This is a genomic window from Streptomyces liangshanensis (assembly GCF_011694815.1).
GTDB lineage: Bacteria > Actinomycetota > Actinomycetes > Streptomycetales > Streptomycetaceae > Streptomyces > Streptomyces liangshanensis.
Window position 1 is genome coordinate 2,424,520 of record NZ_CP050177.1, and the last position, 25,765, is coordinate 2,450,284.

Below are 25,765 nucleotides of genomic sequence, written 5' to 3' on the forward strand. Positions count from 1 at the left end.
CCGCCGGTCGGTAGACTTTCGGGTACGGGCGAATCTTCCGGAAGCCCGGCCAACCCCCCGGAGCCGGTCGGACCATGCCCTTCCACCTTCACTTCGGCGAGAGCGACCTCCTCCGCTCCCGCTTCGCCGTGTCCCCGCTCTGGGAGACGCAGGAGGCGGTACGGACTCTCGCGCGCCCCGAGCGCCACGGTTACCACCTGCCGTGGCTCCGGCGCGTGCGGGGCGCGGCCGCCGGGCTCGACCTCGGGCCGTTGCGCCTGCTGATGCCCGACCTCGGCCACAACCCCGACTTCCTCTGCCCGGCGCCGCTGAGCGCCGTCGCCTCCTTCGAGGAGGAGATCGAGGCCGTACGGGCCACTCCGGCCGAGGCCGCCCGTACCGACATCGCCCTCTCCCTCGCCGACTCCCCCGGCGCGGCCGGCACCCCGGCGGGGCGCGCGATGCTGGCCGATCCCGCCGGCGCCGTGCGGGAGTTGGCCGATCTGCTGGAGGCGGCCTGGCGGGCGCTGGTCGAACCCGAGTGGCCACGGCTGCGCGCGCTGCTGGAGGCCGATGTGGCGTACCACTCGCGGCGGTTGGCGGACGGCGGCTTCGAGCGGCTGATCGGGGAGCTCAGTCCGCAGCTCAGGTGGGGCGGGGGCGCCACAACCGGGGGCGCAGCGGGCGAGGGCGCCACGGGCGGCGGCGCCTCGCTCACCATCGTCGGGACGCACGGCGACCACGAGCGCGTGCTCGGCGGCCAGGGGCTCGTCCTGATGCCGAGCGTCTTCTGCTGGCCCCGGGTCGTCAGCGGGTACGAGGCGCCCTGGCAGCCCGCGCTCATCTACCCCGCGCGCGGGATCGGCGGGCTCTGGACGGAGGCCGCCGACCGTACCCCCGACGCCCTCGCCCGGCTCCTCGGCCGCGCCCGCGCCGACGTCCTCTGCGCCCTCGACGAGCCCGCCGGGACCACCGCGCTCGCCCACCGGCTGGGCCTCGCGCCCTCCTCGGTCTCCGCGCACCTGTCGGTGCTGCGCGGGTCGGGGTTGCTGACCTCGCGGCGGTACGGCCACCAGGTGCTGTACGAGCGGACGCCGCTGGGGATCACCCTCGCGGTGTCGCAGCCCCTCCCTGACTGACCGTTATGCCACGATGTGCCGGATCTGTCGTTCCCCGTTGTCACGTCACGTCGTCATGCCCTAGGGGGCTGGATGTCCGGCCGCAGACCGCGCTCACCCTTCGCCGCCCGTTCCGTCGCCCCCGCCCGCTCGCCCTTCGCCGCCCGCACCGTCCTCGCCGCCCTCGCCCTCGCCCTCGCGCTGGGCGGCTGCGCGTCGCCCCAGGGCGACCGGGGCGCCCAGCGCGGCGGCTCCTCCGTCGGCCACGGCGAGGCGGCCCCCGAGGCGTCGCCGTTCTGGGTCGATCCCGACAGCGAGGCGGCCCGCCAGGTCGCGCGGTGGGAGCGGCAGGGGCGGGCGGCCGACGCGAGGGTCCTGCGGCGGATCGCCGACCGCCCGGTCGCCGTGTGGCCGTCGGGCGCCGACCCCGTACCGCAGATCGAGCACGCCGTACGCGGCGCCACCGCCGAAGGGCGCACCCCGGTCCTCGTCGCGTACAACATCCCCCACCGCGACTGCGGCCTCTACTCGGCGGGCGGGGCCGCCGACGCCTCCGCGTACCGCACCTGGATCCACTCCTTCGCCACCGCCCTCGGCCGCGCCCCGGCCGTGGTGATCCTGGAGCCGGACGCGATCGCGCACCTGGCGGACGGCTGCACCCCGGCCGAACACCACGAGGAGCGCTACACCTTGCTGGCCCAGGCGGTCAGCCGCCTCAAGCAGCAGCCCCGTACCCGCGTCTACCTCGACGCGGGCAACCCGGCCTGGATCTCCGACCCGGCCCGGCTCGCGGGCCCCTTGCAGCGGGCCGGCGTCAACGCCGCGGACGGCTTTGCCCTCAACGTCTCGAACTTCCAGTCGAACGGTACGGTACGGGCCTTCGGCGCCCGTCTCTCCGCCCTCCTGGGCGGCTCCCACTTCACCGTCGACACCAGCCGCAACGGCCAGGGGCCACTGCCCGGCAACCGCGCCCAGGCGTGGTGCAATCCACCGGGCCGCGCGCTCGGCACGCCCCCGACCACGCGTACGGGCGACAAGCTCGTCGACGCCTACCTGTGGATCAAACGCCCCGGCGAGTCGGACGGCCCCTGCCGAGGCGGCCCACCCGCCGGCACCTGGTGGCCCGACTACGCCCTCGGCCTGGCCCGCAGAGCAACAAACTGACCCCGCCCCTCGCCCCCAAGCCCAGGAGCCCGAACCGGCCCCGGACCCACCCCACAGGGCAACCGGCCTGAACCAGGACTCGAACCGGACCAGACCCGCAAGACAACGAGCCCAACCCGGACTGTGCCCCAGCCCACAAGGCCGGGAGGCCGATCCGGAACCGAAACCGGGACCCGAACCCGCCCCGACCGGCAGGGCGCAGGGCTGAACCCGAACCAGACCTCACCCGACCCGCAAGGCAAAGGGCTGAGCCGGAACCCGACCCGACCCGCAGGACAACGGGCTCAGCCCGGACCCGAACCAGGCCGGGCCCGCAAGGCCGGGAGGCCGAACCGGAACCGGACCGCCACGACCGGCAAGGCGCAGGGCTGAACCCGACGCCAAACCCCACCCGACCCGCAGAACAACAGACTCAGCCCGGACCCAAACCAGGCCAGGCCCACAAGGCCGCAAGGCCGAACCGGAACCGGACCCGCCCCCACCCGCAGGGCAAAGGCCTGAGCCTCGACCGGACCGCGCCCGACCCACAAGGCAACGGGCTCAGCCCGGACGCGGACCAGGCCCGGTCCGCAGGGCCGGGAGTCCGAACCCCGGGCCCCACCCGGCCCACAGGCCCGGGCCGGGAGCCGGATCCGGGCGGGACACGCGCGCCCCGTGGCCCGCGGCCAACGATCCCCCGGCCACCGGCCACCGCCCGGCCCGCGCCCCGGGCGCCCCGTGGCCCGCGGCCAACGACCCCCCCGGCCCCCGGCCACCACCCCGCGCCCGCGCCCCGCCCACCCCCCGCCCCCCCGGCCTACGGCCAACACCCCTCACCCCACCCGCACCCACTTGGCCTCCGAAGGCACCCCCTCCGCGTTCGTCACGAACAGCATGTACCAGCCCGGCGGGACCAGCGTCGGGTCCTTCGGTACGCCCACCGTCACCTCGCCCGCCCCCTTCGTCAGCGTCAGCGCGATCGAGCGCTGCTCCACGTCCGTCGTGTGCGTGACCGCGCTCGGGCGCATCAGGCGGGCCTTGGTGATCCGGTCCGCGTCCGCCGTCGCGAAGGTCGCGCGGCCCGACGCGTCCAGCGTGGTCGGGCCCGTACCCAGCACCGGGCGGTCCTCCTCCCCGCCGCCGTGCAGGTACGGCGGCGTGTAGATCTCCACCCGCTGCTCGAACGTGCCGAGCTTCGTGTTGTCCTCGTCGTCGAAGAGCGGGTCCGAGCCGAAGGTGACCACCCTCCCGTCGGGCAGCAGCAGCGCCTCGGAGTGGTAGTTGCGCCCCACCGTCGGGTCGGCGGCCCGCCGGAACGCGTTGGTCAGCGGGTCGTAGAACTGCGCCTTGTGGATGTCACTGGCCGACCGCCCCCGGTAGTCGGAGGACCCGCCGGTGGTGAACACCGAGTCGTCCGGCATTAGCACGCTGCTCAGGTACCGCGTGCCCTGCGGCAGCGAAGGCCCCTTCACATAGCCGGGGCTCTCCCGCTTGAGGTCGACGATCGCCGTACGGGACGTCGCGAGGGACGACTCGCCCACCCCGCCGCCGCCCAGGATCATCACCTTCTGGTCCTGCGCGGGCGGCAGCATCAGGGAGGCCGACGTCTCCGTCTGGTCGACGTCCGTCAGCCCGTTGACCCGGGTGAACGTGTTGGTCCGCACGTCCCACAGCCCGGGCTGCCGCCCCTTCTCGGCGGGCCCGTACCCGGCGTTGGAACCGGAGTAGAAGAGCTTGCCGCCCTTGGTGAGGAACAGCGCCGGATAGGTGGGGAAGTAGCGGGTCGGGCCCTTGGACCACGTCTTCGTCGCCGGGTCGTAGATCTCGTTGTCCCCGGTGAGTACGGCACCGACGTCGTCCAGCCCGGAGACGGCGAGCACCTTGCCGTCGTCCAGGGTCACCAGCGTCGGGTACCAGCGGGCCTCCTTCATCGGGCTGACGGGGACGTACTTCTCGGCCCGGGGGTCGAACTCGTACGCCGCCTTGATGCCCTGGAAGTCCTGCTTCTCCGTGGTGAGCTTCTGCGCGAGGCCGTACAGGTTGTCGGCGTCCTTGCCCTTGAGGCCGAGGATCTCGTACTGCGCCGCCTCGGTCGTCAGCGCCTCGGGCCCCGCCTTCGCCGCCTCCACGAAGACCCGCGCCTCGCCCGCCGTGACCTTCGTGCGCCACGGCATCATCCGGCCGCCGCGCGCGTACGAGATCTTGAACTGCCGTTTCGCCTTGGGCACGGTGACGTCGAACCTGCTGACGTACTCCACCCCCGACGGGGAGCGGAAGCGCGTGCCCTTCTTGAAGGTGACCGCCTTGTCCGGGCTCTCGTTCTTGACGCGCATCCCGCCGCCCGCCCGGTCGACCTCGCCGTCGAGCACCTCGTACCGCGCCGTCCCGCCGGCCACCAGCAGCCGCCCGTCCGGCAGTTGGGAGTGGCCCGAGCAGAAGAAGTCCTCGGGGGTGGGGATCTTGCGGAAGCTGTTGTCCGCGGGGTTCCACAGGATGGTGTCGAAGGTCCCCTTGTCGAACTTCTTCTGGCTGTTGCCCGAGCCCGCGATGATCAGCACCTTGCCGGTGCGCAGCAGGGCCGCGTGGATCGCGTTCGTACGGAACTCCTCCGGCACGTCGAGCAGCTCCCAGGAGCCGTAGCGCTGCTTGTAGCCGGGCTGCGAGATCTTGTACGCGTGGTACTTCTCGCCCGCGAAGGAGAGCGCGGCCGGGGCGTTGAGCCCCGCGAGGACCACCAGCGCCCCGCCGCCCAGCAGCGTCTTCCTGAACCTGTCCGTCGGACGGTACCGGTACCTCATGACTCAGTTCCTCCTGTTGTCGTCGAGGCGAGCGCCGTGGTGGCGGGGGCGGGGGTGGGGGTGGGGGTGACAGCCGAGGTCGTCGGGGCGGGAGCCGGAACCGGCTCCTGGGTGGTGGCGGCCACCGACGGGGCCACCGCGCCCGCCGCGCGCCGCTCGCGCCGTACCGTCCCCACCCATATCGCCACCGGCGCGAGCGCGATCGCGAGGGCCAGGACGGCCCAGGTGCGCATCGCCGCGTGCGTGTGGCCGAGGACGACGGACGCGACGAGCGAGCTGACCAGCACGGCCGCCCAGAAGAGGTGGACCCGGAAGGTCATCAGCCGGTCGACCGTGGTCTCGCCGCCCTTGGGCGTGACCACGAACCGGCCGCGGGTGCGCAGCAGCGCCGAGCCGAGCGAGGTGAGGTAGATCGGCGCGGAGAGGGCGGACATCGCCATCCCGGCGAGGCCGCCCGAGCCGCGCGGCTCGTGGGGCGAGACGTTGTGGCGGCGGTTCCAGAGGTACAGGCCGATCTGGAAGGCGGCGGCGTCGCTGTAGAGCATCAGCAGGACCGAGGACGACACCTGGGTCCCGGAGGCGCCCAGCCACAGGAACAGGACGCAGCTGAGGATCCCGAGGAACCAGTTGACGGCGGTCATCGGGTAGTAGACGAGCATCAGCGTGTAGCTGACCACGCGGCCGGGCGGCATCCGGAAGGGCGCCTTCCAGTACTGCTTGATGAGCGTCTCGTACGTGCCCCGCGACCAGCGCAGCTGCTGCGTGAAGAAGTCGGTCCAGGAGGCGGGGCCCTCGCCGACCGCCAGCACGTCGGGGGTGTAGACGGAGCGCCAGAACCGGCCGGTGAGGGGGTTCTTCCTGCGGTGCAGCTCGAACCCGGTCGCCATGTCCTCGGTGATCGAGTCGTAGAGGCCGCCGGCCTGCTTGAGGGCGGTGATGCGGACGACGTTGTTGGTGCCGACGAACATCGGCGCGTGGTAGCGGTTGCCCGCGCGCTGGATCAGGGCGTGGAAGAGGAACTGCTGCGACTCGGCGGCCTTGGTGACGGGCGAGGTGTAGTTGCCGTACACCTGCGGTCCGACGACGAAGGCGATGTCCGGGTCGCGGAAGAAGCCGAGCATCCGCTCCAGGAAGTTGGGCAGCGGTACGTGGTCGGTGTCGACCGACGCGAAGAAGTCGTAGTCGTCGCCGTGCCGGGCGAGCCACGCGTTGTAGTTGCCGTGCTTGGTGCGCGCCTTGTGGGGGCCCTTGGGGCGGTTCCACTCCGGTACGCCGTTCCGGGTGAAGTGCCAGACGCCCAGCTCCTCGCAGAGCGCCCGGGCCTCGGGGTCGTCGCCCTCGTCCAGCAGCCAGATGTCCAGGAGGCCCTGGTGCCGCAGGGCCACGGCCCCTTCGAGGGTGGCCCGCACCATGGCGAGCGGTTCCTTGCCGGGGACGTACGTGGTGAGGAACGCGACGCGGGTGCCGACCTCGGCGGGCACGGGGACCGGGTCCCGGGCGACGAGGGTGGCGTGGGCGACCGAGGCCACGTTGACCAGCATGAAGAAGGCGATGAGCCCGATCGACACGAGCATCACGTGGTCGAAGGCGACCAGCCAGCGCTGGCCGCCCTCACGCTCGGTGCGGTGCGAGGGCCAGACCAGGTACAGCAGCAGGACACCCGAGAGCAGCGGCGCCATCGTCATCAGCAGGACAGCGCGTATTCGGTGCGGCTCCTGGGCGAGCAGACTCCGGTATCCCACCCGGTAGACGGCCGCCGGGTCCGGTTCCGTGAGGGGACCGGCCAGGCAACTGTGGCTGTCGTAGTCGTAGCCTTCGGGCCGCACGGTGCCTCCAGCTGATCAGCAAGGTCGATAACCCCACAAAAAGGGAGATCGACCGGCGTGTCGACTGGAGACGGGCCGAGCGGGTGGCGTATGGAGCGGGAGGCCGGGTACGGGGGCGGTCAGCTCGCGAGCTCGTGTCGGCTCAGCCCGCGAGGTGGCGTTCGACCGTCTCGACCTTGGACGTCAGGCCGTCGGTGACGCCCTGTCGGATGTCGGCCTTGAGGACGAGCGAGACGCGCGGGGCGCGGGCCTCGACGGCGGCGACGGCGCGCTTGACGACGTCCATCACCTCGTCCCACTCCCCCTCGATGGAGGTGAACATGGCGTCGGTACGGTTCGGCAGGCCGGACTCGCGGACGATGCGGACGGCGTCGGCGACGTACTCACCGACGTCCTCGCCGGCACCGACGGGCGAGACGGAGAAGGCAACGATCATGCGCCGACCTTAGCTTCCCCGGCCTCGCGGCGGGCACGCGAGGCGATGACCTCGTCGTCCGCGGCGCGCTTGAGCTTGCGCTCGGCGAAGAAGCCGCCGGTCGGCAGGACGGAGAGCACGAAGTAGAGGGCGGCCGTGCCGAAGGACCACCGGGTGCGCTGCCAGGCGACGGCCCAGAAGAGCACGTACAGGATGAAGAGCACGCCGTGGATCATGCCCATCGCCGGGACGGCGTTGAAGTCCGTCGTGCGCTTGAGCACCGAGCAGACGAGCAGCAGCAGGAAGGACACGGCCTCGGGCGCGGAGACCAGGCGGAGGCGGTGGAGGGCGGAGGCGGTCTTGATGTCCACGAGGCAGGCACCTTCGTCGTCGGAGTGGGATCTTGTGAATGCGTGCACAAGCGCCGCCCCATTGTCGCAGGCCGCCCCCGTACCGCTTTATCAGGGTCGGGTCAGGGAGGGGAAGAGCCCGGTTGCTCTGTTCCCGGGGGTCCCCGGCCGACTACCGTCGTCGTGTGGCTCAGTTCCGACTGCAAGGCAGCAAGGTGCTCGCCGTCGACATGTCCGGCGACGCGGTGAAGGCGAAGAACGGCTCGATGGTCGCGTACGACGGCCAGATGGCCTTCAAGAAGATGTCCGGCGGCGGTGAGGGCATACGCGGGATGGTGACCCGCCGGCTGACCGGCGAACAGATGGTCATGATGGAGGTGAAGGGCCAGGGCACCTGCTATTTCGCCGACCGGGCGAGTGAGATCAACCTCGTCTCGCTGCACGGCGACAAGCTGTACGTGGAGTCCAGCAACCTGCTCTGCACGGACGCGGGCCTGCGGACGGGCACGTCGTTCACCGGCCTGCGCGGGGGCGCGACGGGCAACGGCCTGTTCACCACCACCGTCGAGGGGACGGGCCAGGCGGCCATCATGTCGGACGGCCCGGCGGTCGTCCTGCGGGTGACCCCGCAGTACCCGCTCTCGGTCGACCCCGGCGCGTACATCGCGCACCAGGGCAACCTCCAGCAGAACTTCCAGTCCGGGGTGACCTTCCGGACGTTCATGGGCGAGGGCTCGGGCGAGGCCTTCCAGATCCGCTTCGAGGGCGACGGGCTCGTGTACGTGCAGCCGAGCGAGCGGAACACCATCGGGGGTGACGTCTGATGCCGTTCCGTGAGGTCAATTCGAAGATGGTCGAGGCGACGGTCCTGCCCGGCCAGAAGATGTACAGCCAGCGCGGCGCGATGCTCGCGTACCGCGGCGACGTCAGCTTCACCCCGAACATGCAGGGCGGCCAGGGCGGCCTGGCGTCGATGATCGGCCGGCGCGTGGCGGGCGAGGCGGCGCCGCTGATGACCGTCGAGGGCAACGGCACGGTGATGTTCGGGCACGGCGGCCACCACATCCAGGTCATCGGGCTGGCGGGCGACACCTTGTACGTGGAGGCCGACCGGCTGCTCGCCTTCGACGGCACGCTCCAGCAGGGCACGATGTTCATGGGCTCGCAGGGCGGGGTCATGGGCATGGTCCGCGGCCAGGTGACGGGCCAGGGCCTGTTCACCACGACCCTCAAGGGCCACGGCGCGGTCGCGGTCATGGCACACGGCGGGGTGATCGAGGTGCCGATCACCCCCGGCCGCCCGGTCCACGTGGACCCCCAGGCGTACGTCGCCCACCACGGCGACGTACGGAACAAGCTCTCCACCGCCCTCGGCTGGCGCGACATGGTGGGGCGTGGCTCGGGCGAGGCGTTCCAGCTGGAGCTGAGCGGCAACGGCGCGGTGTACGTGCAGGCATCGGAGGAGAAGCTGTGAGCGGGCCCGTGATCCATGACCCGATGACGCTGCCGAGCGACGACAACGTCAACGCGTACACCTTCTGCGTGGAGCTCAAGGGGAGCCAGTGGTTCCTCCAGAAGGGCAAGATGATCGCCTACTACGGGCGCATCGACTTCAACGGGATCGGCCACGGCCGGTTCGAGGGGCTGCTGCGGACGAGCTTCCACTCGCCACTGCACGCGGCCGACTGGGTGGTGGCGGAGGGCAGCGGGAAGATGCTGCTCGCCGACCGGGCGTTCGACGTCAACTCGTACGACCTGGAGGACGGGAATCTGACGATCCGGTCCGGGAACCTGCTGGCGTACCAGCCCTCGCTCGCCCTGAAGCAGTCGATCGTGCCGGGCTTCCTGACCCTGATCGGTACGGGGAAGTTCGTGGCCGCGTCGAACGGGCCCGTGGTCTTCATGGAGCCGCCGCTCAAGGTGGACCCGCAGGCGCTGGTGGGCTGGGCGGACTGCCCGTCCCCCTGCCACCACTACGACCACGGGTACATGACGGGTCTGCTGGGCGGTCTGCGGGCCATGACGGGGATCGGCGGGGCGTCCGGCGAGGAGCACCAGTTCGAGTTCGTCGGGGCCGGGACGGTGCTGCTCCAGTCGACCGAGATCCTGATGGCCGAGCAGCCGACGGGCGCGGTGCCGCAGCAGGCGGGGGTGCCGGGCGGTGGCCCGGGGGTGCCGGGGCACGGTCCCGGCGGGGGTCAACAGGGCGCCGCGCCCCGGTTGCCCGGCCAGCTGGGGGACCTCCAGCGCCGCTTCGGTCTGTGAGCGGTAGGCTGCGGAGGGTGACGTCGAACGCCTGCGCCGTTTCTCCGGGGCTCCCGGGGGGACATCCTCGGGTGGGTGCGGCATGTCACCCGCCGAGGATTCGTCCAAATTTCAACTTCTTAGGTAGAATGCTCATATGGAGACCGAGACGGAAACCCGCTGGCTGACCGAGGCCGAGCAATGCGCGTGGCGCACCCACCTGGACGTCAACAGACTGTTGACCCACCAGCTGGAGAAGGATCTCCAACCGTTCGGCCTGACCCTGAACGACTACGAGATCCTGGTCAACCTGTCCGAGTCGGCGGAACGGCGCATGCGGATGAGCGACCTCGCCGCCGCCACGCTCCAGTCGAAGAGCCGCCTCTCCCACCAGATCACCCGGATGGAGACGGCCGGCCTGGTGCGGCGGGAGAACTGCGAGTCGGACCGGCGCGGCCTGTTCGCCGTCCTGACGGACGCGGGCATGGAGACCATGCAGAAGGTCGCCCCCTTCCACGTCGACTCCGTACGGAAGCACTTCATCGACCTGCTGTCGACGGAGGCACTCGCGGACCTGAGCGCGTCGCTCACCCCGGTCGCGGAGCGCCTGCGGGGGCGGCGGGGGAAGCTCTGACCGGTCGGCGGGGAAGCGGGACGACGCAGGGCCCCCGCCGGTCATCGGCGGGGGCCCTGTCCGTGGACGGCATCAGCACGTGGGTGAGTCCATGATCCGTATCCCGGTCGGCCCGGCCGCTCCGGGAGCGGTCTGCCAGCTCCAGCCGGGCTGGAGACAGTAGGTGCCGCTGGAGAAGCGGAGCAGCGCCCCGTCGTCGTTACGGGAGTTGTGGACCCACTTGGCTCCCATGGCTCCCGAGCTGAGGTTCTGGAAGTAACTGGTGACGTCCTTGTACGCGGCTGTCCACCGCCTGGCGTCCCAGTCCGCCTGCGTCTTGTAGAAGCAGACCTGCGGGTATCCGCAGCCGAACGCGGTGTCCGCGGCGGCCGGCGTGGTCCCCGTCGCGGCGATGCCGAGAGCCAGGCCCGCGGTGACGAGAGCGCCGGCGACGGTGCGTTGGAGCCTCATGAATCCCCCTGGGTGCGTCCTGATTCGTTCGCTGTCACGCGCGTTTCGTTCACGGGCCTTTCGTTCGCGGCATTCAGCAATTGCGGATCGACCAGACGAGCGTCCAGTCGTAGTTCTGCTGACCGCCCCCGGGAGCGAAGGGACCCTTCAGTACGTTTCCGCTCGACCCGTAGAAGGTCGATCGGGCGCTCGGGGTCTGGTTGTTCCAATAGGCCCCGCCGCCGTTCCAGTTCGCCAGCGCATACCTCGCGCAGTTGTAGAGGTAGAAGACCTTCCAGCTCGCGGTGGTCGGATCCCAGGCGAGGGCGCAGAAGTTTCCGTACGCGCAGGTGTAACTGCCGCCCGGCGCCACGTGCGTGGTGGTCACGGCCGGCGAGATCGTGGGCGGGACCGCGGCGGGCGCGAAGGCCGGCCCGATCCCCGCGGGGGCCGGTGGCGCGGTCAGGGCGGGCCCGGCCGCCCGGTGGTCGGCGGGTGCGGCCGCCTGGGCCGGTCCGGCGGTGAGGAGACTTCCCAGCACCAGGGCCAGGATGCCCAGCAGGGTGAGGATGAGGCGCTTGAGGCGCATGACGTGGTTTCCCCCAGTCAGGACGACAACATTTCCGAAGGTCGCGAATCGCTGGTCAGGCGAGAACCGGTACCGATCTCCGTCGCCGGTATTCCGGTGTGCGAAAAGCGCGACTGTCCGCGCTCCCCGTGCCCGTCAGAGTCACGGCCGTCCGCGAGGGCGTCAACGACGTCTTTCGGTCCGCTCGTACCTCGTGTCCCAACAGTCCCGGAAAGCCGGGGCGGTGGGCGTCTCACGCCCCTGTGGTGAGCTGGTTCGATACCGAATCGAACTCCTGTTTCCCGGGAAATGCGGCGGGCGCTCAGGAATGACGCATTCCGGGTGGTTCTCGTCGACGCTCAGCCGGCCCTCCGGGCCCCCGGACCGCTCATGCCAGGGGCAGGTTCAGGGTGAACAGGGCGCCGCCCCGGGGGGATCGGGCGAGGGTGAGGGTGCCGTTGTGGCGGTGGGCCACGTCGCGGGCGATCGCGAGGCCGAGTCCCGCGCCGCCGTCATCGCGGGCGCGGGCGTCGTCCAGCCGTACGAAGCGCTCGAAGACCCGCTCCCGCTCCGCCTCCGGCACACCGGGGCCGTCGTCGGCGACCGTCAGCGCGACGCGGCCGCCCCGGCGGTGGACCGCGACCGTGACCGACGAGGCGGCGTGGCGCTGGGCGTTGTCCAGGAGGTTGCCGAGGACGCGGGCCAACTGGCCCCGGCTGCCGGTCACTTCGAGGGCGTCGTCCGGCCCGGGCTCCCTCGCCGCCAGGGACACCGTCACGCGGTCGCCCGCGCGTGACGCGATCTCCTCGGCCGCCAGGTCGCCCAGGTCCAGGCGGGCCGGCCCGGGCCGCTCCCCCGCGTCCAGGCGGGCCAGCAGCAGGAGGTCGGCGGCGAGCCGCTGGAGCCGTACGGTGTCGGCGACCGCGCCGGGGACGTCCAGCAACTCCGGGTGGGCGTCGCCCACTTCGAGCTGGGTGCGGAGCGAGGCGATCGGGCTGCGCAGTTCGTGCGAGGCGTCCGCGACGAAGCGGCGCTGGCGCTCGACGGAGGCCTCCAGCGCGGTGAGTGTCTCGTTGGTCGTACGGGCCAGCCGGGCCACCTCGTCGCGCGTGGCGGGCTCGGGCACCCGCCGGGAGAGGTCCGCCGACGCGGTGATCGCCGCCATCTCGCGCCGGATGCCCTCCACCGGGCGCAGCGCGCGCCGGGTCACCAGCCAGGTCACTCCGCCGACGACCAGCAGCAGCACCGGCAGTCCGGCCAGCATCGCCGCGGCGGCCGTACCGACGGCGCTCTGGCGGGCGGCCAGGGTGGCGCCCGCGTGGACGACGACCGTCCGGCCGGCGGTGTCGGTCACCTCGATGGAGGTGAAGCGGTAGTCGCCGGTCTCGCCGTCGACCGTGGCGCGGCCGGTGGTCGGGGAGCCCGGCGTCCCGATGGCGCCGATCGCCGGGTCGTCGTTGTCGTCTTCGTTGTCGCCTTCGCTGTCGTCGTCGCTGCCGCCGCTGTGGCGGCTGGTGCCGCTCCCGCCCCCGGAGCCGTTGCGGTCCTCGGTGGTGTCGTCGTCGGACCCGCTGTCGTCGGCGGAGGTGTCGGTGTCGGCGCTGTCGGTATCCGGGGTCGCGGTCGTCGGCGGGGCCGTCGGTGCCGGGGCCGTGGCGGTCGGCAGGGCGGTCGGTCGCGGGGCCGGAGACCGTACCGGAGTCACCGCCGCCACGCCCGTGCCGCTGATCCCCTCCAGGTCGCCGCTCACCGCGATCAGCCGGCCCCGCTCGTCGGCGACCTGGACCGGGTGCTCGTCGGCGTCGGGCAACTCCAGTCCGCTGTACGGGGTCCGGCCCGGCACCTGCCGGGCGATGATGTCGAGCGCCACCTCACGCGCGGCCGCCTCCGCCTGCCGGTCCGCCTGGTCGGTGAGGTCGGAGCGCAGCGACAGCAGCACCGCGAGCCCCGCCGCCACCAGGGCGACCGCGACGACCAGGGTGGCGCCGAGGGAGGCCCTGGCCCGTACGGAGGAGAACCGGCCACCCCGGCGGCCCGGCGCGGGGCTCACGCGGCTCACGCGGCCACCAGCCGGTACCCCGCCCCGCGCACGGTCTGGATGCTCGCCGCGCCGATCTTGCGGCGCAGGGCGCTGATGTAGACCTCGACGATGTTCGGGTCGCCGTCGTAGGCGAAGTCCCAGACGTGCTCCAGGATCTCCGGCTTCCCGACCACCTCGCCGACCCGGACGGCGAGTTGCTCCAGGACCGCGAACTCCTTGGCGGTGAGGGCCACTTCGGTGTCGTCGCGGAAGACCCGGCGGGCGGCGGTGTCGATGCGCAGGGCGCCGGCCCGCAGCACGGGCGAGGCCCCGGCCGTACCCCGGCGGCGGAGCAGCGCCCTGACCCGGGCGACGAGCACCACGTACGAGAACGGCTTGGTCAGGTAGTCGTCGGCCCCGGTGTCGAGCCCCTCGGCCTCGTCGTACTCGCCGTCCTTCGCCGTGAGCATCAGGATCGGCACCTCGTTGCCCGCGTCCCGGAGGGCGGCGCAGACGCGGTAGCCGTTCATGCCGGGCAGCATGATGTCGAGCACGACGAGGTCGTACACGCCCTCCCCGGCCCGGTGCAGGCCCTCCAGGCCGTCGTGGACGACGTCCACGGCGAAGCCCTCGGCCGTCAGCCCCCGGGCGAGCGAGACCGCGAGCCGTCTTTCGTCCTCCACGATCAGCAGGCGCATGCCCCCACCCTCCCAAACGCCACCTGAAGATCTCTTCAGGTGGCTTCAGGCTGCGTTCAGCCTCGCCGGGCCACCTTGGGGTCATCCACAACGGACATCCACGACGGACATCCACGACGGACCGACTTCGGAAGGACCCTCCATGAAGCGCAATCTGGTGATCGCGGCCGTCACCGCGGCGGCACTCGTCGGCGGCGGCACGTACACGGCGGTCGCGGTGGGCGGCGAAGGACGCGACGACGACAGGGGTACGACCCGGGTCGCCGACGACCGGAGCCGTACGACCACCACCGCCAGCACCCCCACCACGGCGGCCGGCGCGCCGGGCACCGCGAACGAGGCCGCGGCCGCCGCGCTCGCGAAGTACCCGGGCGCGGTGGCCTCGTTGGAACGCGACGACGACCGCGGGAGCGTCTGGGAGGTCGAGGTGCTCGGCGAGGACGGCCGGTGGCACGAGCTGAGGATCGACGCGGCCGGTACGGTACGCGCCGACGGCCGCCAGGACGACAACAGCCGGGACGACGACCGCGACGACGACCGGGAGGACCTCGCCGAGCGCGCCGCGCTGCGGGCGGCCACGGTGGACGCCCAGGAGGCCGCGAAGGCCGCCCTGGCCTCCGTCCCGGGCACGGTGACCTCCGTGGACCTGGACGACGACCACACGAGCGCCTGGGACGTCGACGTACGCGGCGAGGACGGCCGTACGCACGAGCTGACCGTCCACACGAGGACGGGCAAGGTCACGCCGGCGGGCACCACCGAGGACCGCCACGACCGCGACAACCGCGACGACGACCACGGCGACGACGACTGACCGCCGTCAGCCGAACGGCCCGGCTTTCCGGCCGGCCGTTCGGCCGCCCGCCGGCCGCTCCCCCTCGCCCGCTCAGAGGAACAGCGACTCGACCAGCTGGAAGGGCACCAGATAGAGCCCCAGAGCGACCGCGGGCAGCAGGACGAACACCACTCCCAGCGTCCGGAGAATCCAGCTGCCCACCGGCAGGACCGCCGCAGTCCGGGCAGGGCGGAGGGGGTCGTAGTTGATCTCGTACCGTTCCGGCCCGGTGCTCACCGGCCTCGCGGCGCCGTCGATCTCGACCCGGCGCTCCGTCCCCTTGGCGTCGGTGAACGCGTACCCGTTGCCGTAGGGCACCGCCAGCACGGTGATACCGCGACGCCGAAGGATCCACCGGGTGTACAGCGCCTTGACCACCACGGAAAGGAGGACCAGCGCCTTGATGAGGGGCGAGATACCGATGACCCACAGGATCGCCCCCACCACGTCGCCCCTCACGACCAGCGTCACGAAGCCGGCCACGTAGCACACCAGCCCGGTGACGGCTCCGATCAACCACCAGTTGGGTGACCAAGGTTGACGGCGCTTCGGCGGCAGCACCTCCACCAGCTCCGCGCCGTCCCGCCGCGGGGCGCCGTCCTCGCGGCGCGGCAGCGCGCCGTTGACCGCGTCCGCGAAGGCCGTGACCGCCGCGCTGTTGCGGCAGTTCAGCCGGAACACCGTGCCCGGAACGCCGTCGGGGGCCGTCAGCACCACCTCGACCGCAGACGGGCGGGCGTCGTCGGCCCGGATTCTCTCGACCGCCGCCAGCGGTATGCGTCTTCGTGTCCCGTCCTGGTCGAGCAGGAGCGCCCCCGGCTCCGCGCACAGCCTCGACGAGCGGTCGCGAAGTACCAACGAGGTGGGCTGAGTTGAGTTGTTCGCCTTGGTTTGTCGGGTCATGGCGGAACCCTAACGAGACGCCCGGGGGCCGCGTGGGCGGTTTCCGCCCTTCAGGGCCGCGTCAGGGGCGGTTCCGGGCCGTCACCCGGCCTCCGGTTCCGTCAGGCCCGCGATCAGTTCGTCCGCCGCCGTGTACGGGTCCAGTTCGCCCGCCACGACCCGGCCCGCCAGGGTCTCCAGGCGGCGGTCGCCGTGGAGGTCCGCGATGCGCTCCCGCAGGGCGGTGACGGCGATCGTCTCCACCTCGCGGGCCGCGCGGGCCGCCCGGCGCGTGGTGAGGACGTCGTGCTCCTCCATCCACGCACGGTGCTTCTCCAGCGCCTCCACGACCTCGTCCATGCCCTGGCCCCGCGCCGCGACGGTCTTCACGATCGGCGGCCGCCAGTCGCCGGCGCCCCGGGCCTCGCCTAGCCCCAGCATGTGGTTCAGCTCGCGGGCCGTCGCGTCGGCGCCGTCGCGGTCCGCCTTGTTGACGACGTACACGTCACCGATCTCCAGGATCCCGGCCTTCGCCGCCTGGATGCCGTCGCCCATGCCGGGGGCGAGCAGCACCACGCACGTGTCGGCCTGGGAGGCGATCTCCACCTCGGACTGGCCGACGCCGACCGTCTCCACCAGGATCACGTCGCACCCGGCCGCGTCCAGGACCCGGATCGCCTGCGGCGCCGACCAGGCGAGGCCGCCGAGGTGGCCGCGGGTCGCCATGGAGCGGATGTAGACGCCCGGGTCGGACGCGTGCTCGGACATCCGTACCCGGTCGCCCAGCAGCGCCCCGCCGGAGAACGGCGACGACGGGTCGACGGCCAGCACCGCGACCCGCTTGCCGGCCCTGCGGTACGCGGACACCAGCGCGGAGGTCGACGTGGACTTGCCGACCCCCGGCGAACCGGTCAGCCCGATCACGTACGCGCCTCCGGCGAGCGGCGCCAGCGCCGCCATCACCTCGCGCAGCTGCGGGGACGCCCCCTCCACCAGGGAGATCAGCCGGGCCACGGCCCGCGGCCTGCCCTCCCGCGCCTGGGCCACCAGCCCGGGGACGTCCTGCATCACAGCTCCCGTTCCTCCTGTCACCTGCTCGTCATGCCGTACGGATCGTCGGGACCGCGGCTACTTCGCCACCCGCACGATCAGGGCGTCCCCCTGGCCGCCGCCCCCGCAGAGCGCCGCCGCGCCGACCCCGCCGCCGCGCCGCTTGAGCTCCAGCGCCAGGTGCAGCACGAGCCGGGCGCCGGACATGCCGATCGGGTGCCCGAGGGCGATCGCCCCGCCGTTCACGTTCACCTTTTCCGGGGAGACCCCGAGATCCTTCATTGACTGGACCGCGACCGCCGCGAACGCCTCGTTGATCTCGATCAGGTCCAGGTCCCCGACCTCCAGGCCCTCCTTCTCCAGGGCGTGCCTGATGGCGTTCGAGGGCTGCGACTGGAGCGAGTTGTCGGGTCCCGCCACGTTGCCGTGGGCGCCGATCTCCGCGAGCCATTCGAGGCCCAGCTCCTCGGCCTTGGCCCGGCTCATCACCACGACCGCCGCCGCGCCGTCGGAGATCTGCGACGACGTGCCGGCCGTGATCGTGCCGTCCTTGGCGAAGGCGGGCCGCAGCCGGGCCAGCGAGTCGACCGTCGTCTCGGGCCTGATGCCCTCGTCCTCGCTGAAGAGCACCGGGTCGCCCTTGCGCTGCGGGACCTCCACCGGGGTGATCTCGGCCTCGAAGATCCCGTTCTTCCTGGCCGCCGCCGCCCGCTGGTGGGACAGCGCGCCGAACTCGTCCTGCGCCGGGCGGGCGATGCCCAGGCGCGTGTTGTGCTTCTCCGTGGAGGCGCCCATGGCGATGTCCTCGAAGGAGTCGGTCAGCCCGTCGTACGCCATCGCGTCGAGCATCTCGACGGCCCCGTACTTGTATCCCTCGCGGGACTTGGGCAGCAGGTGCGGCGCGTTGGTCATCGACTCCTGGCCGCCGGCCACCACGACGTCGAACTCCCCGGCGCGGATCAGCTGGTCGGCGAGGGCGATCGCGTCGAGCCCCGAGAGGCAGACCTTGTTGATCGTCAGCGCGGGGACGCTCATCGGGATGCCGGCCTTGACGGCCGCCTGGCGGGCCGGGATCTGGCCCGCGCCGGCCTGGAGCACCTGGCCCATGATCACGTACTCCACCTGCTCGCCGCCGATCCCGGCCCGCTCCAGCGCCGCCTTGATGGCGAGCCCGCCGAGGTCCGCGCCGGAGAAGGACGTGAGCGATCCGAGCAGCCTGCCCATGGGGGTACGGGCGCCCGCGACGATCACCGAGGTGGTCTTGTTCGTCTTGTTCGTGTCAGCCATGAGACGCGATCCCCTTTGCGTTGCCGCTGCGGTGCGGCGTGAGGAGGTGAACGAGGGTTAACCCCAATGTACTGAGGGGTAGCACCCCCGGTCACCCGGCAGCGCGTGTGACAGCGCGCACGTTGCGTAACCGCCGCCGTACCGCTGCACTGGGACCATGCTGACGCGCATCGACCACATCGGAATCGCCTGCTTCGACCTCGACGCCACCGTCGAGTTCTACCGCGCCACCTACGGCTTCGAGGTGTTCCACACCGAGGTCAACGAGGAACAGGGCGTCCGCGAGGCCATGCTCCGGATCAACGGCACCTCGGACGGCGGCGCCTCGTACCTCCAGCTGCTGGAGCCGATCCGGGAGGACTCGGCCGTCGGGAAGTGGCTGGCCAAGAACGGTGAGGGCGTCCATCACCTCGCGTTCGGGACCGCCGACGTCGACGGGGACGCCCAGGACATCCGCGAGAAGGGCGTCCGGGTGCTGTACGACGAGCCCCGCACCGGCTCCATGGGCTCCCGCATCACCTTCTTGCATCCCAAGGACTGTCACGGAGTCCTCACAGAACTGGTCACCTCGGCCCCGGAGCACTGACCTCAAGCATTCCCGGCCCGGTAGAGTGGACCGCTCCGGGCCGGGGCCGGGCCGGGGCCGCGCCCCGACCGAAGATCTGACACCATTCCCCGGGGGGGCCGTTCACCGAAAGAACGGGCTCTATAGGGCAGTTGCGACCAGGGGACGGATGGGACCGCGCAGTGCGGGGCTACGAACGCCAGGAGAGCCACCGAGCTGACGACGACCACCTCTCGCGGTTCGAAGCCGAGATGGAACGGCTGAAGACCGCGCGGGAGAAGGCCGTCCAGCACGCCGAGGACCTCGGTTACCAGGTCGAGGTATTGCGCGCCAAGCTGCACGAGGCGCGCCGCAATCTGGCGACCCGTCCCTCCTACGACAACGCCGACCTCGGCTACCAGGCCGACCAGCTGCTCCGTAACGCGCAGATCCAGGCCGAGCAGATGCGCACCGACGCGGAGCGCGAGCTGCGCGACGCCCGGGCCCAGACGCAGCGCATCCTCCAGGAGCACGCCGAGCACCAGGCGCGGCTCCAGGCCGAGCTGCACGCGGAGGCCGTCCAGCGCCGCCAGCGCCTCGACCAGGAGCTGGCCGAGCGCCGCCAGACCGTCGAGTCGCACGTCAACGAGAACGTCGCGTGGGCCGAGCAGCTGCGCGCCAGGACCGAGTCCCAGGCCCGGAGGCTCCTCGACGAGTCGCGCGCCGAGGCGGAGCAGTCGCTGGCCGCCGCCCGCGCCGAGGCCGCCCGGGTCACCGACGAGGCCCGCCGCCGGCTCAGCTCCGAGGCCGAGTCGACCCGCGCCGAGGCCGAGGCGCTCCTCCAGCGCGCCCGCAGGGACGCCGAGCGGCTGCTGAACGCCGCGTCCGCGCAGGCGCAGGAGGTCACGAGCCACGCCGAGCAGCTCCGTACGTCCAGCACCGCCGAGTCCGACCAGGCGCGCCAGCAGGCCGGTGACATCAGCCGGGCCGCCGAGCAGCGGATGCAGGCCGCCGAGGAGCGGCTGCGCGAGGCCCGCGCGGAGGCCGAGAAGGTCGAGGCGGAGGCCAGGGAGGCCGCGGCCAAGCGGATGGCCGCCGCCGACTCGCAGAACGACCAGCGCACCCGTACGGCCAAGTCGGAGATCGCCCGGCTGGTCGGCGAGGCCACCCAGGAGGCCGAGGCGACGAAGGCCGAGGCCGAGCAGGCGCTCGCCGACGCCCGCGCCGAGTCGGAGAAGCTGGTCGCGGAGGCGGCCGAGCGGGCCCGTACGGCGGCGGCGGAGGACTCCGCGGCGCAGCTCGCGAAGGCGGCCCGGACGGCGGAGGAGGTCCTGAACAAGGCGTCCGACGACGCCCAGGCCACCATCCGGTCGGCGAGTGAGGAGGCCGAGCGGATCCGCCGCGAGGCGGAGGCCGAGGCGGACCGGCTGCGCGGCGAGGCGGCCGAGCAGGCCGACCAGCTCAAGGGCGCGGCCAAGGACGACACGAAGGAGTACCGCGCCAAGACCGTCGAGCTCCAGGAGGAGGCGCGCAGGCTGCGCGGCGAGGCCGAGCAGCTGCGGGCGGACGCGGTCGCCGAGGGCGAGCGGATCCGGGGCGAGGCGCGGCGCGAGGCCGTCCAGCAGATCGAGGAGGCGGCCAGGTCCGCCGAGGAGCTGCTGACCAAGGCGAAGGCCGACGCGGACGAGGCGCGGACGAACGCGACCGCGGAGAGCGAGCGGGTCCGTACCGAGGCGATCGAGCGGGCCACGACCCTGCGTCGGCAGGCCGAGGAGACGCTGGAGCGCACCCGCGCCGAGGCCGAGCGGCTGCGGGCGGAGGGCGAGGAGCAGGCCGAGGCGACGAAGAAGGCCGCCGAGGAGGCCGCCGCCGCGCTGCGCGAGGAGACGGAGCGGGGCGTCGAGTCCCGCAAGGCCGAGGCGGCGGGCGAGCTGACCCGGCTGCACACGGAGGCCGAGCAGCGCCTCGCGTCGGCCGAGGAGGCGCTCACCGAGGCCCGCGGCGAGAGCGAGCGGATCCGCCGGGAGGCCGGCGAGGAGACGGACCGGCTGCGCGCGGAGGCCGCCGAGCGGATCCGTACGCTCCAGGCGCAGGCCGAGCAGGAGGCCGAGCGGCTCCGTACGGAAGCGGCGGCGGACTCCGCGCAGTCCCGCGCCGAGGCGGAGACGCACGCGGTACGGCTGCGCACCGAGGCCGCGACGGAGGCGGAGCGGCTCAAGAACGAGGCGCAGGAGAGCGCCGACCGGATCAGGGCCGAGGCCGCCGCGGCGGCGGAGCGGGTCGGTACGGAGGCCGCGGAGGCGCTGGCGGCCGCGCAGGACGAGGCGGCCCGGCGGCGGCGCGAGGCGGAGGAGACGCTCGCCGCGGCCCGCGCGGAGGCGGACCAGGAGCGCGCGGCGGTCCGCGAGCAGAGCGAGGAGTTGCTCGCGTCGGCCCGCAAGCGGGTCGAGGAGGCGCAGGCCGAGGCGCAGCGGCTGGTCGAGGAGGCGGACCGGCGCGCGACGGAGCTGGTGACGGCCGCCGAGCAGACGGCCCAGCAGGTACGGGACGCGGTGGCCGGTCTCCAGGACCAGGCCGAGCAGGAGATCGCCGGGCTGCGGTCGGCGGCGGAGCACGCGGCGGACCGGACGCGTACGGAGGCGCAGGAGGAGGCCGACCGGGTGCGCGGCGACGCGTACGCGGAGCGGGAGCGGGCCACGGAGGACGCCAACCGGATCCGGGCGCGGGCGAACGCGGAGTCGGAGGCGGCGCAGGCGCTCGCCGAGCGGACGGTCACGGACGCGATCGCGGAGGCGGAGCGGCTGCGGGCGGACACGGCGGAGTACGCGCAGCGGGCCAGGACCGAGGCGTCCGACTCGCTGGTCGCCTCCGAGCAGGACGCGTCCCGGGCGAGGGCCGAGGCCAGGGAGGACGCCAACCGGATCCGCGGGGACGCGGCGGCGCAGGCGGACCGGCTGGTCACGGAGGCGACCGGCGAGGTCGAGCGGATGCGCGCCGAGGCCGCCGAGGCGATGGGCCAGGCGCAGCAGGCCGCGGAGCGGTTGCGGGCCGAGGCCGAGCGGTTGAAGGCGGAGACCGCGGAGGCGGCGGAGCGGCTCAGGACCGAGGCGCAGGAGGAGACGGACTGGCTGCTCGACGAGGCGCGCAAGGACGCGGCCAAGCGCCGTGCGGACGCGGCCGAGCAGGCGGACCAGCTCATCAACAAGGCCCAGGAGGAGGCGTTGCGCGCCGCCACCGAGGCCGAGGAGCAGGCGGACCGGATGGTCGCGGCCGCCCGCAAGGAGTCCGAGCGCATCGACGCGGAGGCGACGATCGAGGGCAACTCCCTGGTGGAGAAGGCCCGGGCGGACGCGGACGAACTGCTGGTGGGCGCGCGGCGCGACGCGACGGCCATACGCGAGCGGGGCGAGGAACTGCGTCAGCGCGTCGAGTCGGAGATCGAGCAACTGCACGAGCGGGCGCGGCGCGAGACGTCCGAGCAGCTGCGGACGGCGGGCGAGCGGGTCGACGCGTTGATGAAGGCGGCCGAGGAGCAGCGGGCCGAGGCGGCGCGCAAGGCGGAGGAGCTGGTCTCGGAGGCCAACTCCGAGGCGAGCAGGGTCAGGATCGCCGCCGTGCGCAAGGCGGAGGGGCTCCTCAAGGAGGCCGAGACGAAGAAGGCCGAACTGACCAAGGAGGGCGAGACGTTGCGCGCGGACGCCCAGCAGGCCGCCAAGCAGATGGTCGAGGACGGCGAACGGGAGCTGGACGTCCTCACCCGCAGACGCGCGGACATCCAGACGGAGATCTCCCGTGTCCAGGACGTGCTCGAAGCGTTGGGGTCATTGGAGGCACCGTCGGGCCCGGCGAAGGACAACCCGGTCAAGGCGGGTGCGGCGGCCGGAACGAATCGTTCGGGTGGCAAGTCTTCGGACGGCTAGCCACTCAAAAGGCTGGACATTCTCCATATCAAACCGGCATCAACACGATGACACGCCGCTCCGGCCCCTAGGATTCCCCCTATCACCTCACCGGTCTCATTCGACAGGAACCCCATGAGTGACACATCCTCCCCATTCGGCTTCGAGCTCGTGCGGCGTGGTTACGACCGTGGTCAGGTGGACGACCGCATTACCAAACTCGTCGCCGACCGTGACAGCGCCCTGGCCCGCATCACCGCGCTGGAAAAGCGCATCGAGGAGCTGCATCTCGAAACGCAGAACGCCCAGGCCCAGGTCAGCGACGCGGAGCCGTCGTACGCCGGCCTCGGCGCGCGTGTAGAGAAGATCCTCCGTCTCGCCGAGGAGGAGGCGAAGGACCTGCGCGAGGAGGCCCGTCGCGCGGCGGAACAGCACCGCGAGCTCGCCGAGTCGGCGGCCCAGCAGGTCCGTAACGACGCCGAGTCGTTCGCGACGGAGCGCAAGGCCCGGGCCGAGGACGAGGGCACGCGCATCGTCGACAAGGCGAAGGGCGACGCGCAGACGCTGCGCTCGGAGGCGCAGAAGGACGCGCAGTCCAAGCGCGAGGAGGCGGACGCGCTCTTCGAGGAGACCCGCGCCAAGGCCGCCCAGGCCGCCGCGGACTTCGAGACGAACCTCGCCAAGCGGCGTGAGCAGTCGGAGCGTGACCTCGCGTCGCGTCAGGCGAAGGCCGAGAAGCGCCTGGCGGAGATCGAGCACCGCGCCGAGCAGCTGCGCCTGGAGGCCGAGAAGCTGCGTACGGACGCGGAGCGCCGCGCCCGTCAGACGGTGGAGACGGCCCAGCGTCAGTCCGAGGACATCGTGGCCGACGCGAACGCCAAGGCCGACCGGATCCGCAGCGAGTCGGAGCGCGAGCTGGCGGCGCTCACCAACCGCCGCGACTCGATCAACGCGCAGCTGACCAACGTCCGCGAGATGCTGGCGACGCTGACCGGTGCCGCGGTGGCCGCCGCGGGCACGCCGGCCGACGACGAGCCGATCTCCCGCGGGGTGCCGGCGCAGCAGTCGCGCTGACGGCATCCTTCCGGATCGCGCCGGATCGCGCCGGATCGAGGTCCGCGTAACGATCGCGTAAGCCCCCTGCCACTCCGGTGGCGGGGGGCTTTTGGTGCCCTTAGGTTGTCCGCATGATCGAGGTTGAGGGTCTCACCAAGCGCTTCGGCCGCAAGGTCGCCGTCGACCACCTCTCCTTCGAGGTCAGACCCGGGGTCGTGACGGGCTTTCTGGGGCCCAACGGCGCGGGCAAGTCCACCACGATGCGGATGATGCTCGATCTGGACAATCCGAGCGGTGGCTCGGTCAGGATCGACGGCAAGCGCTACCGCGACCTCGCGGAGCCCCTCACCCACATCGGGGCGCTGCTGGAGGCGAAGGCCATGCACGGTGGCCGGACCGCGTACAACAACCTCCTCTGTCTCGCGCAGAGCAATCGCATTCCGGAGCGCCGGGTGTCCGAGGTGCTGGACATGGTCGGACTGACGGCCGTGGCGCGGAAGAAGTCCAAGGGTTTCTCCCTTGGTATGGGCCAACGCCTCGGAATCGCCTCGGCGCTGCTCGGTGATCCCGAGATCCTGATGTTCGACGAACCGGTCAATGGTCTGGACCCCGAGGGAATTCACTGGATCCGCAATCTGATGAAAGCCCTGGCGGCCGAGGGCCGGACGATCTTCGTCTCCAGTCACCTGATGAGTGAAATGGCCCTGACAGCGGATCACTTGATCGTGATCGGTCAGGGACGGCTTCTCGCGAACACCTCGATGGCCCAGTTCATCCACGACAACTCCCGCAGTTACGCGCGTCTGCGCTCGCCGCAGCGCGAGGAGTTGAGGGACGTGCTCGCGGCGGCCGGCCACACCCCGGTCGAGGGGGAGGGCGGGGTCCTGGAGGTCGACGGGGCCGAGACCGAGGAGCTGGGTGAGCTGGCGGCGCGGCACGGCATCGTGCTGCACGAGCTGAGCGCCCAGCGCGCCTCCCTGGAGGACGCCTTCATGCAGATGACCGCGGAGTCCGTCGAGTACCACGCCCACGCGGCGGCCGGCGGGGGCCCGCCGACCGGGGGCGCGGTGCCGCAGTGGGGTCCGGACCGGTTCGAGGGCAAGGGAGCCTGACCCATGGCACTGACAGCGGCACCGGCGGTCCTCCGGTCCGAGTGGACCAAGATCCGTACGGTCTCCTCCACCACCTGGACCCTGATCAGCGCCCTCGTGGTGACCGTCGCCCTGGGCGCCGTCCTCTGCGCGGTGTACAACGCGACGTTCGACGACCTCAGCGACGCCCAGCGGGCCACCTTCGACCCGACGTTCGCCAGCTTCTCCGGGATGGTCCTCGGCCAGCTGGCGATGGTGGTCTTCGGGGTGCTCGTGGTCGGCTCCGAGTACTCCTCGGGCATGATCCGCACCTCGCTGGCCGCCGTCCCCCGGCGCTCGCTCTTCCTCTTCTCCAAGATCTTCGTGGCCGGGGTGCTGGCCCTGATCGTCGGGCTCCTCACCGGCTTCCTCTCCTTCTTCCTCGGCCAGGCGCTGCTGGGCGACCACAGCACGACCATCGGCGCGCCTGACGTGCTGCGCGCGGTCATCGGCAGCGGGCTCTACATGGCGCTGATCGCCGTGTTCTCGATGGGGGTGGCGGCGATGCTGCGCAGCTCGATGCTGTCGCTGGGCATCCTGATGCCGTTCTTCTTCCTGGTCTCCCAGATCCTGGCGGCGGTCCCGGGCGCCAAGGACGTCGCGCGGTACTTCCCCGACCAGGCGGGCCGGAAGATCCTCCAGGTGGTGCCGGACGCGATGAACACGGACCGGGCGCCGTACGGGCCGTGGGAGGGCTTCGGGATCCTGGTCCTGTGGGTCGCGGCGGCGCTGGTCGGCGGCTGGATCGTGATGAAGAGGCGCGACGCCTGACGGGAGCGGCCCGGGCGAATACGTCGTCGCCGCGACAAATCCGCCGCCGACGCTCCGTCGTAACGACTTGGCCGGAACCGTCAAGGCCC

At 72.2% G+C, this 25,765-nt stretch carries 23 protein-coding genes; 12 read left to right on the plus strand and 11 right to left on the minus strand.

Translation table 11 applies throughout. From position 1 onward, the window contains the following. The first annotated feature begins 74 nt into the window (after positions 1–74). Positions 75–1,118, plus strand: a complete 1,044-nt coding sequence (locus tag HA039_RS10190; RefSeq protein WP_167026983.1) for an ArsR/SmtB family transcription factor — start codon at positions 75–77, stop codon at positions 1,116–1,118. A 72-nt stretch (positions 1,119–1,190) separates the two neighbouring features. Continuing rightward, positions 1,191–2,261, plus strand: coding sequence for a glycoside hydrolase family 6 protein (locus HA039_RS10195; RefSeq protein ID WP_167026987.1), 1,071 nt, complete (start codon positions 1,191–1,193; stop codon positions 2,259–2,261). Between the two features lie 812 nt (positions 2,262–3,073). On the opposite strand, the gene glxA is transcribed toward HA039_RS10195, so the two are convergent. From glxA to HA039_RS10215, 4 genes are all read right to left on the minus strand, one after another. Beyond that, positions 3,074–5,038: a radical copper oxidase GlxA gene (gene glxA / locus HA039_RS10200; RefSeq protein ID WP_167026990.1), complete on the minus strand. Its 1,965-nt coding sequence runs from the start codon at positions 5,036–5,038 to the stop codon at positions 3,074–3,076. Next, positions 5,035–6,864, minus strand: coding sequence for a glycosyltransferase family 2 protein (locus tag HA039_RS10205; RefSeq protein WP_167026993.1), 1,830 nt, complete (start codon positions 6,862–6,864; stop codon positions 5,035–5,037). The genes glxA and HA039_RS10205 overlap by 4 nt, the downstream gene beginning before the upstream one ends. A 142-nt stretch (positions 6,865–7,006) precedes the next feature. Beyond that, positions 7,007–7,300, minus strand: coding sequence for an MTH1187 family thiamine-binding protein (locus HA039_RS10210; RefSeq protein WP_161309196.1), 294 nt, complete (start codon positions 7,298–7,300; stop codon positions 7,007–7,009). Continuing rightward, positions 7,297–7,650 carry a DUF3817 domain-containing protein gene (locus tag HA039_RS10215; RefSeq protein ID WP_167026996.1) on the minus strand — a complete coding sequence of 118 codons (354 nt, stop codon included), beginning with the start codon at positions 7,648–7,650 and terminating at the stop codon, positions 7,297–7,299. The genes HA039_RS10210 and HA039_RS10215 overlap by 4 nt, the downstream gene beginning before the upstream one ends. Before the next feature lie 164 nt (positions 7,651–7,814). Between HA039_RS10215 and HA039_RS10220 the strand changes: the two genes are divergently transcribed. The 4 genes from HA039_RS10220 (at position 7,815) to HA039_RS10235 (ending at position 10,507) form a co-directional block, all read left to right on the plus strand. Then, the gene (locus tag HA039_RS10220; protein ID WP_167026999.1) at positions 7,815–8,453 is read left to right on the plus strand and encodes an AIM24 family protein; all 639 of its coding nucleotides are present in this window, start codon (positions 7,815–7,817) and stop codon (positions 8,451–8,453) included. Further along, positions 8,453–9,103, plus strand: a complete 651-nt coding sequence (locus HA039_RS10225) for an AIM24 family protein (RefSeq protein ID WP_167027002.1) — start codon at positions 8,453–8,455, stop codon at positions 9,101–9,103. Before HA039_RS10220 ends, HA039_RS10225 begins: the two co-directional genes overlap by 1 nt. Further along, positions 9,100–9,894, plus strand: a complete 795-nt coding sequence (locus tag HA039_RS10230) for an AIM24 family protein (protein WP_167027005.1) — start codon at positions 9,100–9,102, stop codon at positions 9,892–9,894. The genes HA039_RS10225 and HA039_RS10230 overlap by 4 nt, the downstream gene beginning before the upstream one ends. Positions 9,895–10,030: 136 nt before the next feature. Further along, positions 10,031–10,507 carry a MarR family winged helix-turn-helix transcriptional regulator gene (locus HA039_RS10235; RefSeq protein WP_167027008.1) on the plus strand — a complete coding sequence of 159 codons (477 nt, stop codon included), beginning with the start codon at positions 10,031–10,033 and terminating at the stop codon, positions 10,505–10,507. A 72-nt stretch (positions 10,508–10,579) separates the two neighbouring features. Here the strand turns inward: HA039_RS10235 and HA039_RS10240 are convergent, their stop codons facing one another. The 4 genes from HA039_RS10240 to HA039_RS10255 all read right to left on the minus strand — a co-directional run bounded on the left by HA039_RS10240 (position 10,580) and on the right by HA039_RS10255 (position 14,222). Further along, on the minus strand, positions 10,580–10,957 hold the full coding sequence (locus HA039_RS10240; protein ID WP_167027011.1) for a hypothetical protein: 378 nt from the start codon (positions 10,955–10,957) through the stop codon (positions 10,580–10,582). A 73-nt stretch (positions 10,958–11,030) separates the two neighbouring features. Then, positions 11,031–11,525, minus strand: coding sequence for a hypothetical protein (locus tag HA039_RS10245; protein WP_167027013.1), 495 nt, complete (start codon positions 11,523–11,525; stop codon positions 11,031–11,033). Positions 11,526–11,892: 367 nt separating this feature from the next. Then, entirely contained in the window at positions 11,893–13,461 is a 1,569-nt protein-coding gene (locus HA039_RS10250) for a sensor histidine kinase (protein ID WP_425086410.1), read from the minus strand. 98 nt (positions 13,462–13,559) lie between these two features. After that, positions 13,560–14,222 (minus strand): response regulator transcription factor, encoded by a 663-nt coding sequence (locus HA039_RS10255; RefSeq protein ID WP_167027016.1) that lies wholly within the window; start codon positions 14,220–14,222, stop codon positions 13,560–13,562. Between the two features lie 142 nt (positions 14,223–14,364). Here HA039_RS10255 and HA039_RS10260 point away from each other — a divergent pair, with 142 nt between their 5' ends. After that, positions 14,365–15,036, plus strand: coding sequence for a PepSY domain-containing protein (locus HA039_RS10260; RefSeq protein WP_167027019.1), 672 nt, complete (start codon positions 14,365–14,367; stop codon positions 15,034–15,036). A 72-nt stretch (positions 15,037–15,108) separates the two neighbouring features. On the opposite strand, the gene HA039_RS10265 is transcribed toward HA039_RS10260, so the two are convergent. The 3 genes from HA039_RS10265 to HA039_RS10275 all read right to left on the minus strand — a co-directional run bounded on the left by HA039_RS10265 (position 15,109) and on the right by HA039_RS10275 (position 18,276). Further along, positions 15,109–15,960, minus strand: coding sequence for a hypothetical protein (locus HA039_RS10265; protein ID WP_167027021.1), 852 nt, complete (start codon positions 15,958–15,960; stop codon positions 15,109–15,111). A gap of 81 nt (positions 15,961–16,041) precedes the next feature. After that, positions 16,042–17,007: a methylmalonyl Co-A mutase-associated GTPase MeaB gene (gene meaB, locus HA039_RS10270; RefSeq protein ID WP_167027024.1), complete on the minus strand. Its 966-nt coding sequence runs from the start codon at positions 17,005–17,007 to the stop codon at positions 16,042–16,044. A 60-nt stretch (positions 17,008–17,067) separates the two neighbouring features. Then, a complete protein-coding gene (locus tag HA039_RS10275; protein ID WP_167027027.1) occupies positions 17,068–18,276 on the minus strand; it encodes an acetyl-CoA C-acetyltransferase in 1,209 nt (402 codons plus the stop codon). Between the two features lie 157 nt (positions 18,277–18,433). On the opposite strand from HA039_RS10275, the gene mce reads away from it, so the two are divergent. The 5 genes from mce to HA039_RS10300 all read left to right on the plus strand — a co-directional run bounded on the left by mce (position 18,434) and on the right by HA039_RS10300 (position 25,676). After that, positions 18,434–18,862: a methylmalonyl-CoA epimerase gene (gene mce, locus HA039_RS10280; protein WP_167027030.1), complete on the plus strand. Its 429-nt coding sequence runs from the start codon at positions 18,434–18,436 to the stop codon at positions 18,860–18,862. Between the two features lie 161 nt (positions 18,863–19,023). Continuing rightward, positions 19,024–22,740 (plus strand): polarized growth protein Scy, encoded by a 3,717-nt coding sequence (gene scy / locus HA039_RS10285; RefSeq protein ID WP_167027033.1) that lies wholly within the window; start codon positions 19,024–19,026, stop codon positions 22,738–22,740. Between the two features lie 114 nt (positions 22,741–22,854). Continuing rightward, a complete protein-coding gene (locus tag HA039_RS10290; protein ID WP_167027036.1) occupies positions 22,855–23,793 on the plus strand; it encodes a coiled-coil domain-containing protein in 939 nt (312 codons plus the stop codon). 113 nt (positions 23,794–23,906) lie between these two features. After that, positions 23,907–24,887, plus strand: a complete 981-nt coding sequence (locus tag HA039_RS10295) for an ABC transporter ATP-binding protein (RefSeq protein ID WP_167027039.1) — start codon at positions 23,907–23,909, stop codon at positions 24,885–24,887. Between the two features lie 9 nt (positions 24,888–24,896). Then, on the plus strand, positions 24,897–25,676 hold the full coding sequence (locus tag HA039_RS10300) for an ABC transporter permease (protein ID WP_167036532.1): 780 nt from the start codon (positions 24,897–24,899) through the stop codon (positions 25,674–25,676). Positions 25,677–25,765: the final 89 nt, after the last annotated feature.

Excerpts from the sequence above, each read along its gene's own strand:
- HA039_RS10190 (WP_167026983.1), top strand. The coding sequence starts at position 75 with ATGCCCTTCCACCTTCACTTCGGCGAGAGCGACCTCCTCCGCTCCCGC.
- HA039_RS10195 (WP_167026987.1), top strand. The coding sequence starts at position 1,191 with ATGTCCGGCCGCAGACCGCGCTCACCCTTCGCCGCCCGTTCCGTCGCC.
- glxA (WP_167026990.1), bottom strand. The coding sequence starts at position 5,038 with ATGAGGTACCGGTACCGTCCGACGGACAGGTTCAGGAAGACGCTGCTG.
- HA039_RS10210 (WP_161309196.1), bottom strand. The coding sequence starts at position 7,300 with ATGATCGTTGCCTTCTCCGTCTCGCCCGTCGGTGCCGGCGAGGACGTC.
- HA039_RS10225 (WP_167027002.1), top strand. The coding sequence starts at position 8,453 with ATGCCGTTCCGTGAGGTCAATTCGAAGATGGTCGAGGCGACGGTCCTG.
- HA039_RS10235 (WP_167027008.1), top strand. The coding sequence starts at position 10,031 with ATGGAGACCGAGACGGAAACCCGCTGGCTGACCGAGGCCGAGCAATGC.
- HA039_RS10240 (WP_167027011.1), bottom strand. The coding sequence starts at position 10,957 with ATGAGGCTCCAACGCACCGTCGCCGGCGCTCTCGTCACCGCGGGCCTG.
- HA039_RS10245 (WP_167027013.1), bottom strand. The coding sequence starts at position 11,525 with ATGCGCCTCAAGCGCCTCATCCTCACCCTGCTGGGCATCCTGGCCCTG.
- HA039_RS10255 (WP_167027016.1), bottom strand. The coding sequence starts at position 14,222 with ATGCGCCTGCTGATCGTGGAGGACGAAAGACGGCTCGCGGTCTCGCTC.
- HA039_RS10260 (WP_167027019.1), top strand. The coding sequence starts at position 14,365 with ATGAAGCGCAATCTGGTGATCGCGGCCGTCACCGCGGCGGCACTCGTC.
- HA039_RS10265 (WP_167027021.1), bottom strand. The coding sequence starts at position 15,960 with ATGACCCGACAAACCAAGGCGAACAACTCAACTCAGCCCACCTCGTTG.
- meaB (WP_167027024.1), bottom strand. The coding sequence starts at position 17,007 with ATGCAGGACGTCCCCGGGCTGGTGGCCCAGGCGCGGGAGGGCAGGCCG.
- HA039_RS10275 (WP_167027027.1), bottom strand. The coding sequence starts at position 18,276 with ATGGCTGACACGAACAAGACGAACAAGACCACCTCGGTGATCGTCGCG.
- mce (WP_167027030.1), top strand. The coding sequence starts at position 18,434 with ATGCTGACGCGCATCGACCACATCGGAATCGCCTGCTTCGACCTCGAC.
- HA039_RS10290 (WP_167027036.1), top strand. The coding sequence starts at position 22,855 with ATGAGTGACACATCCTCCCCATTCGGCTTCGAGCTCGTGCGGCGTGGT.
- HA039_RS10295 (WP_167027039.1), top strand. The coding sequence starts at position 23,907 with ATGATCGAGGTTGAGGGTCTCACCAAGCGCTTCGGCCGCAAGGTCGCC.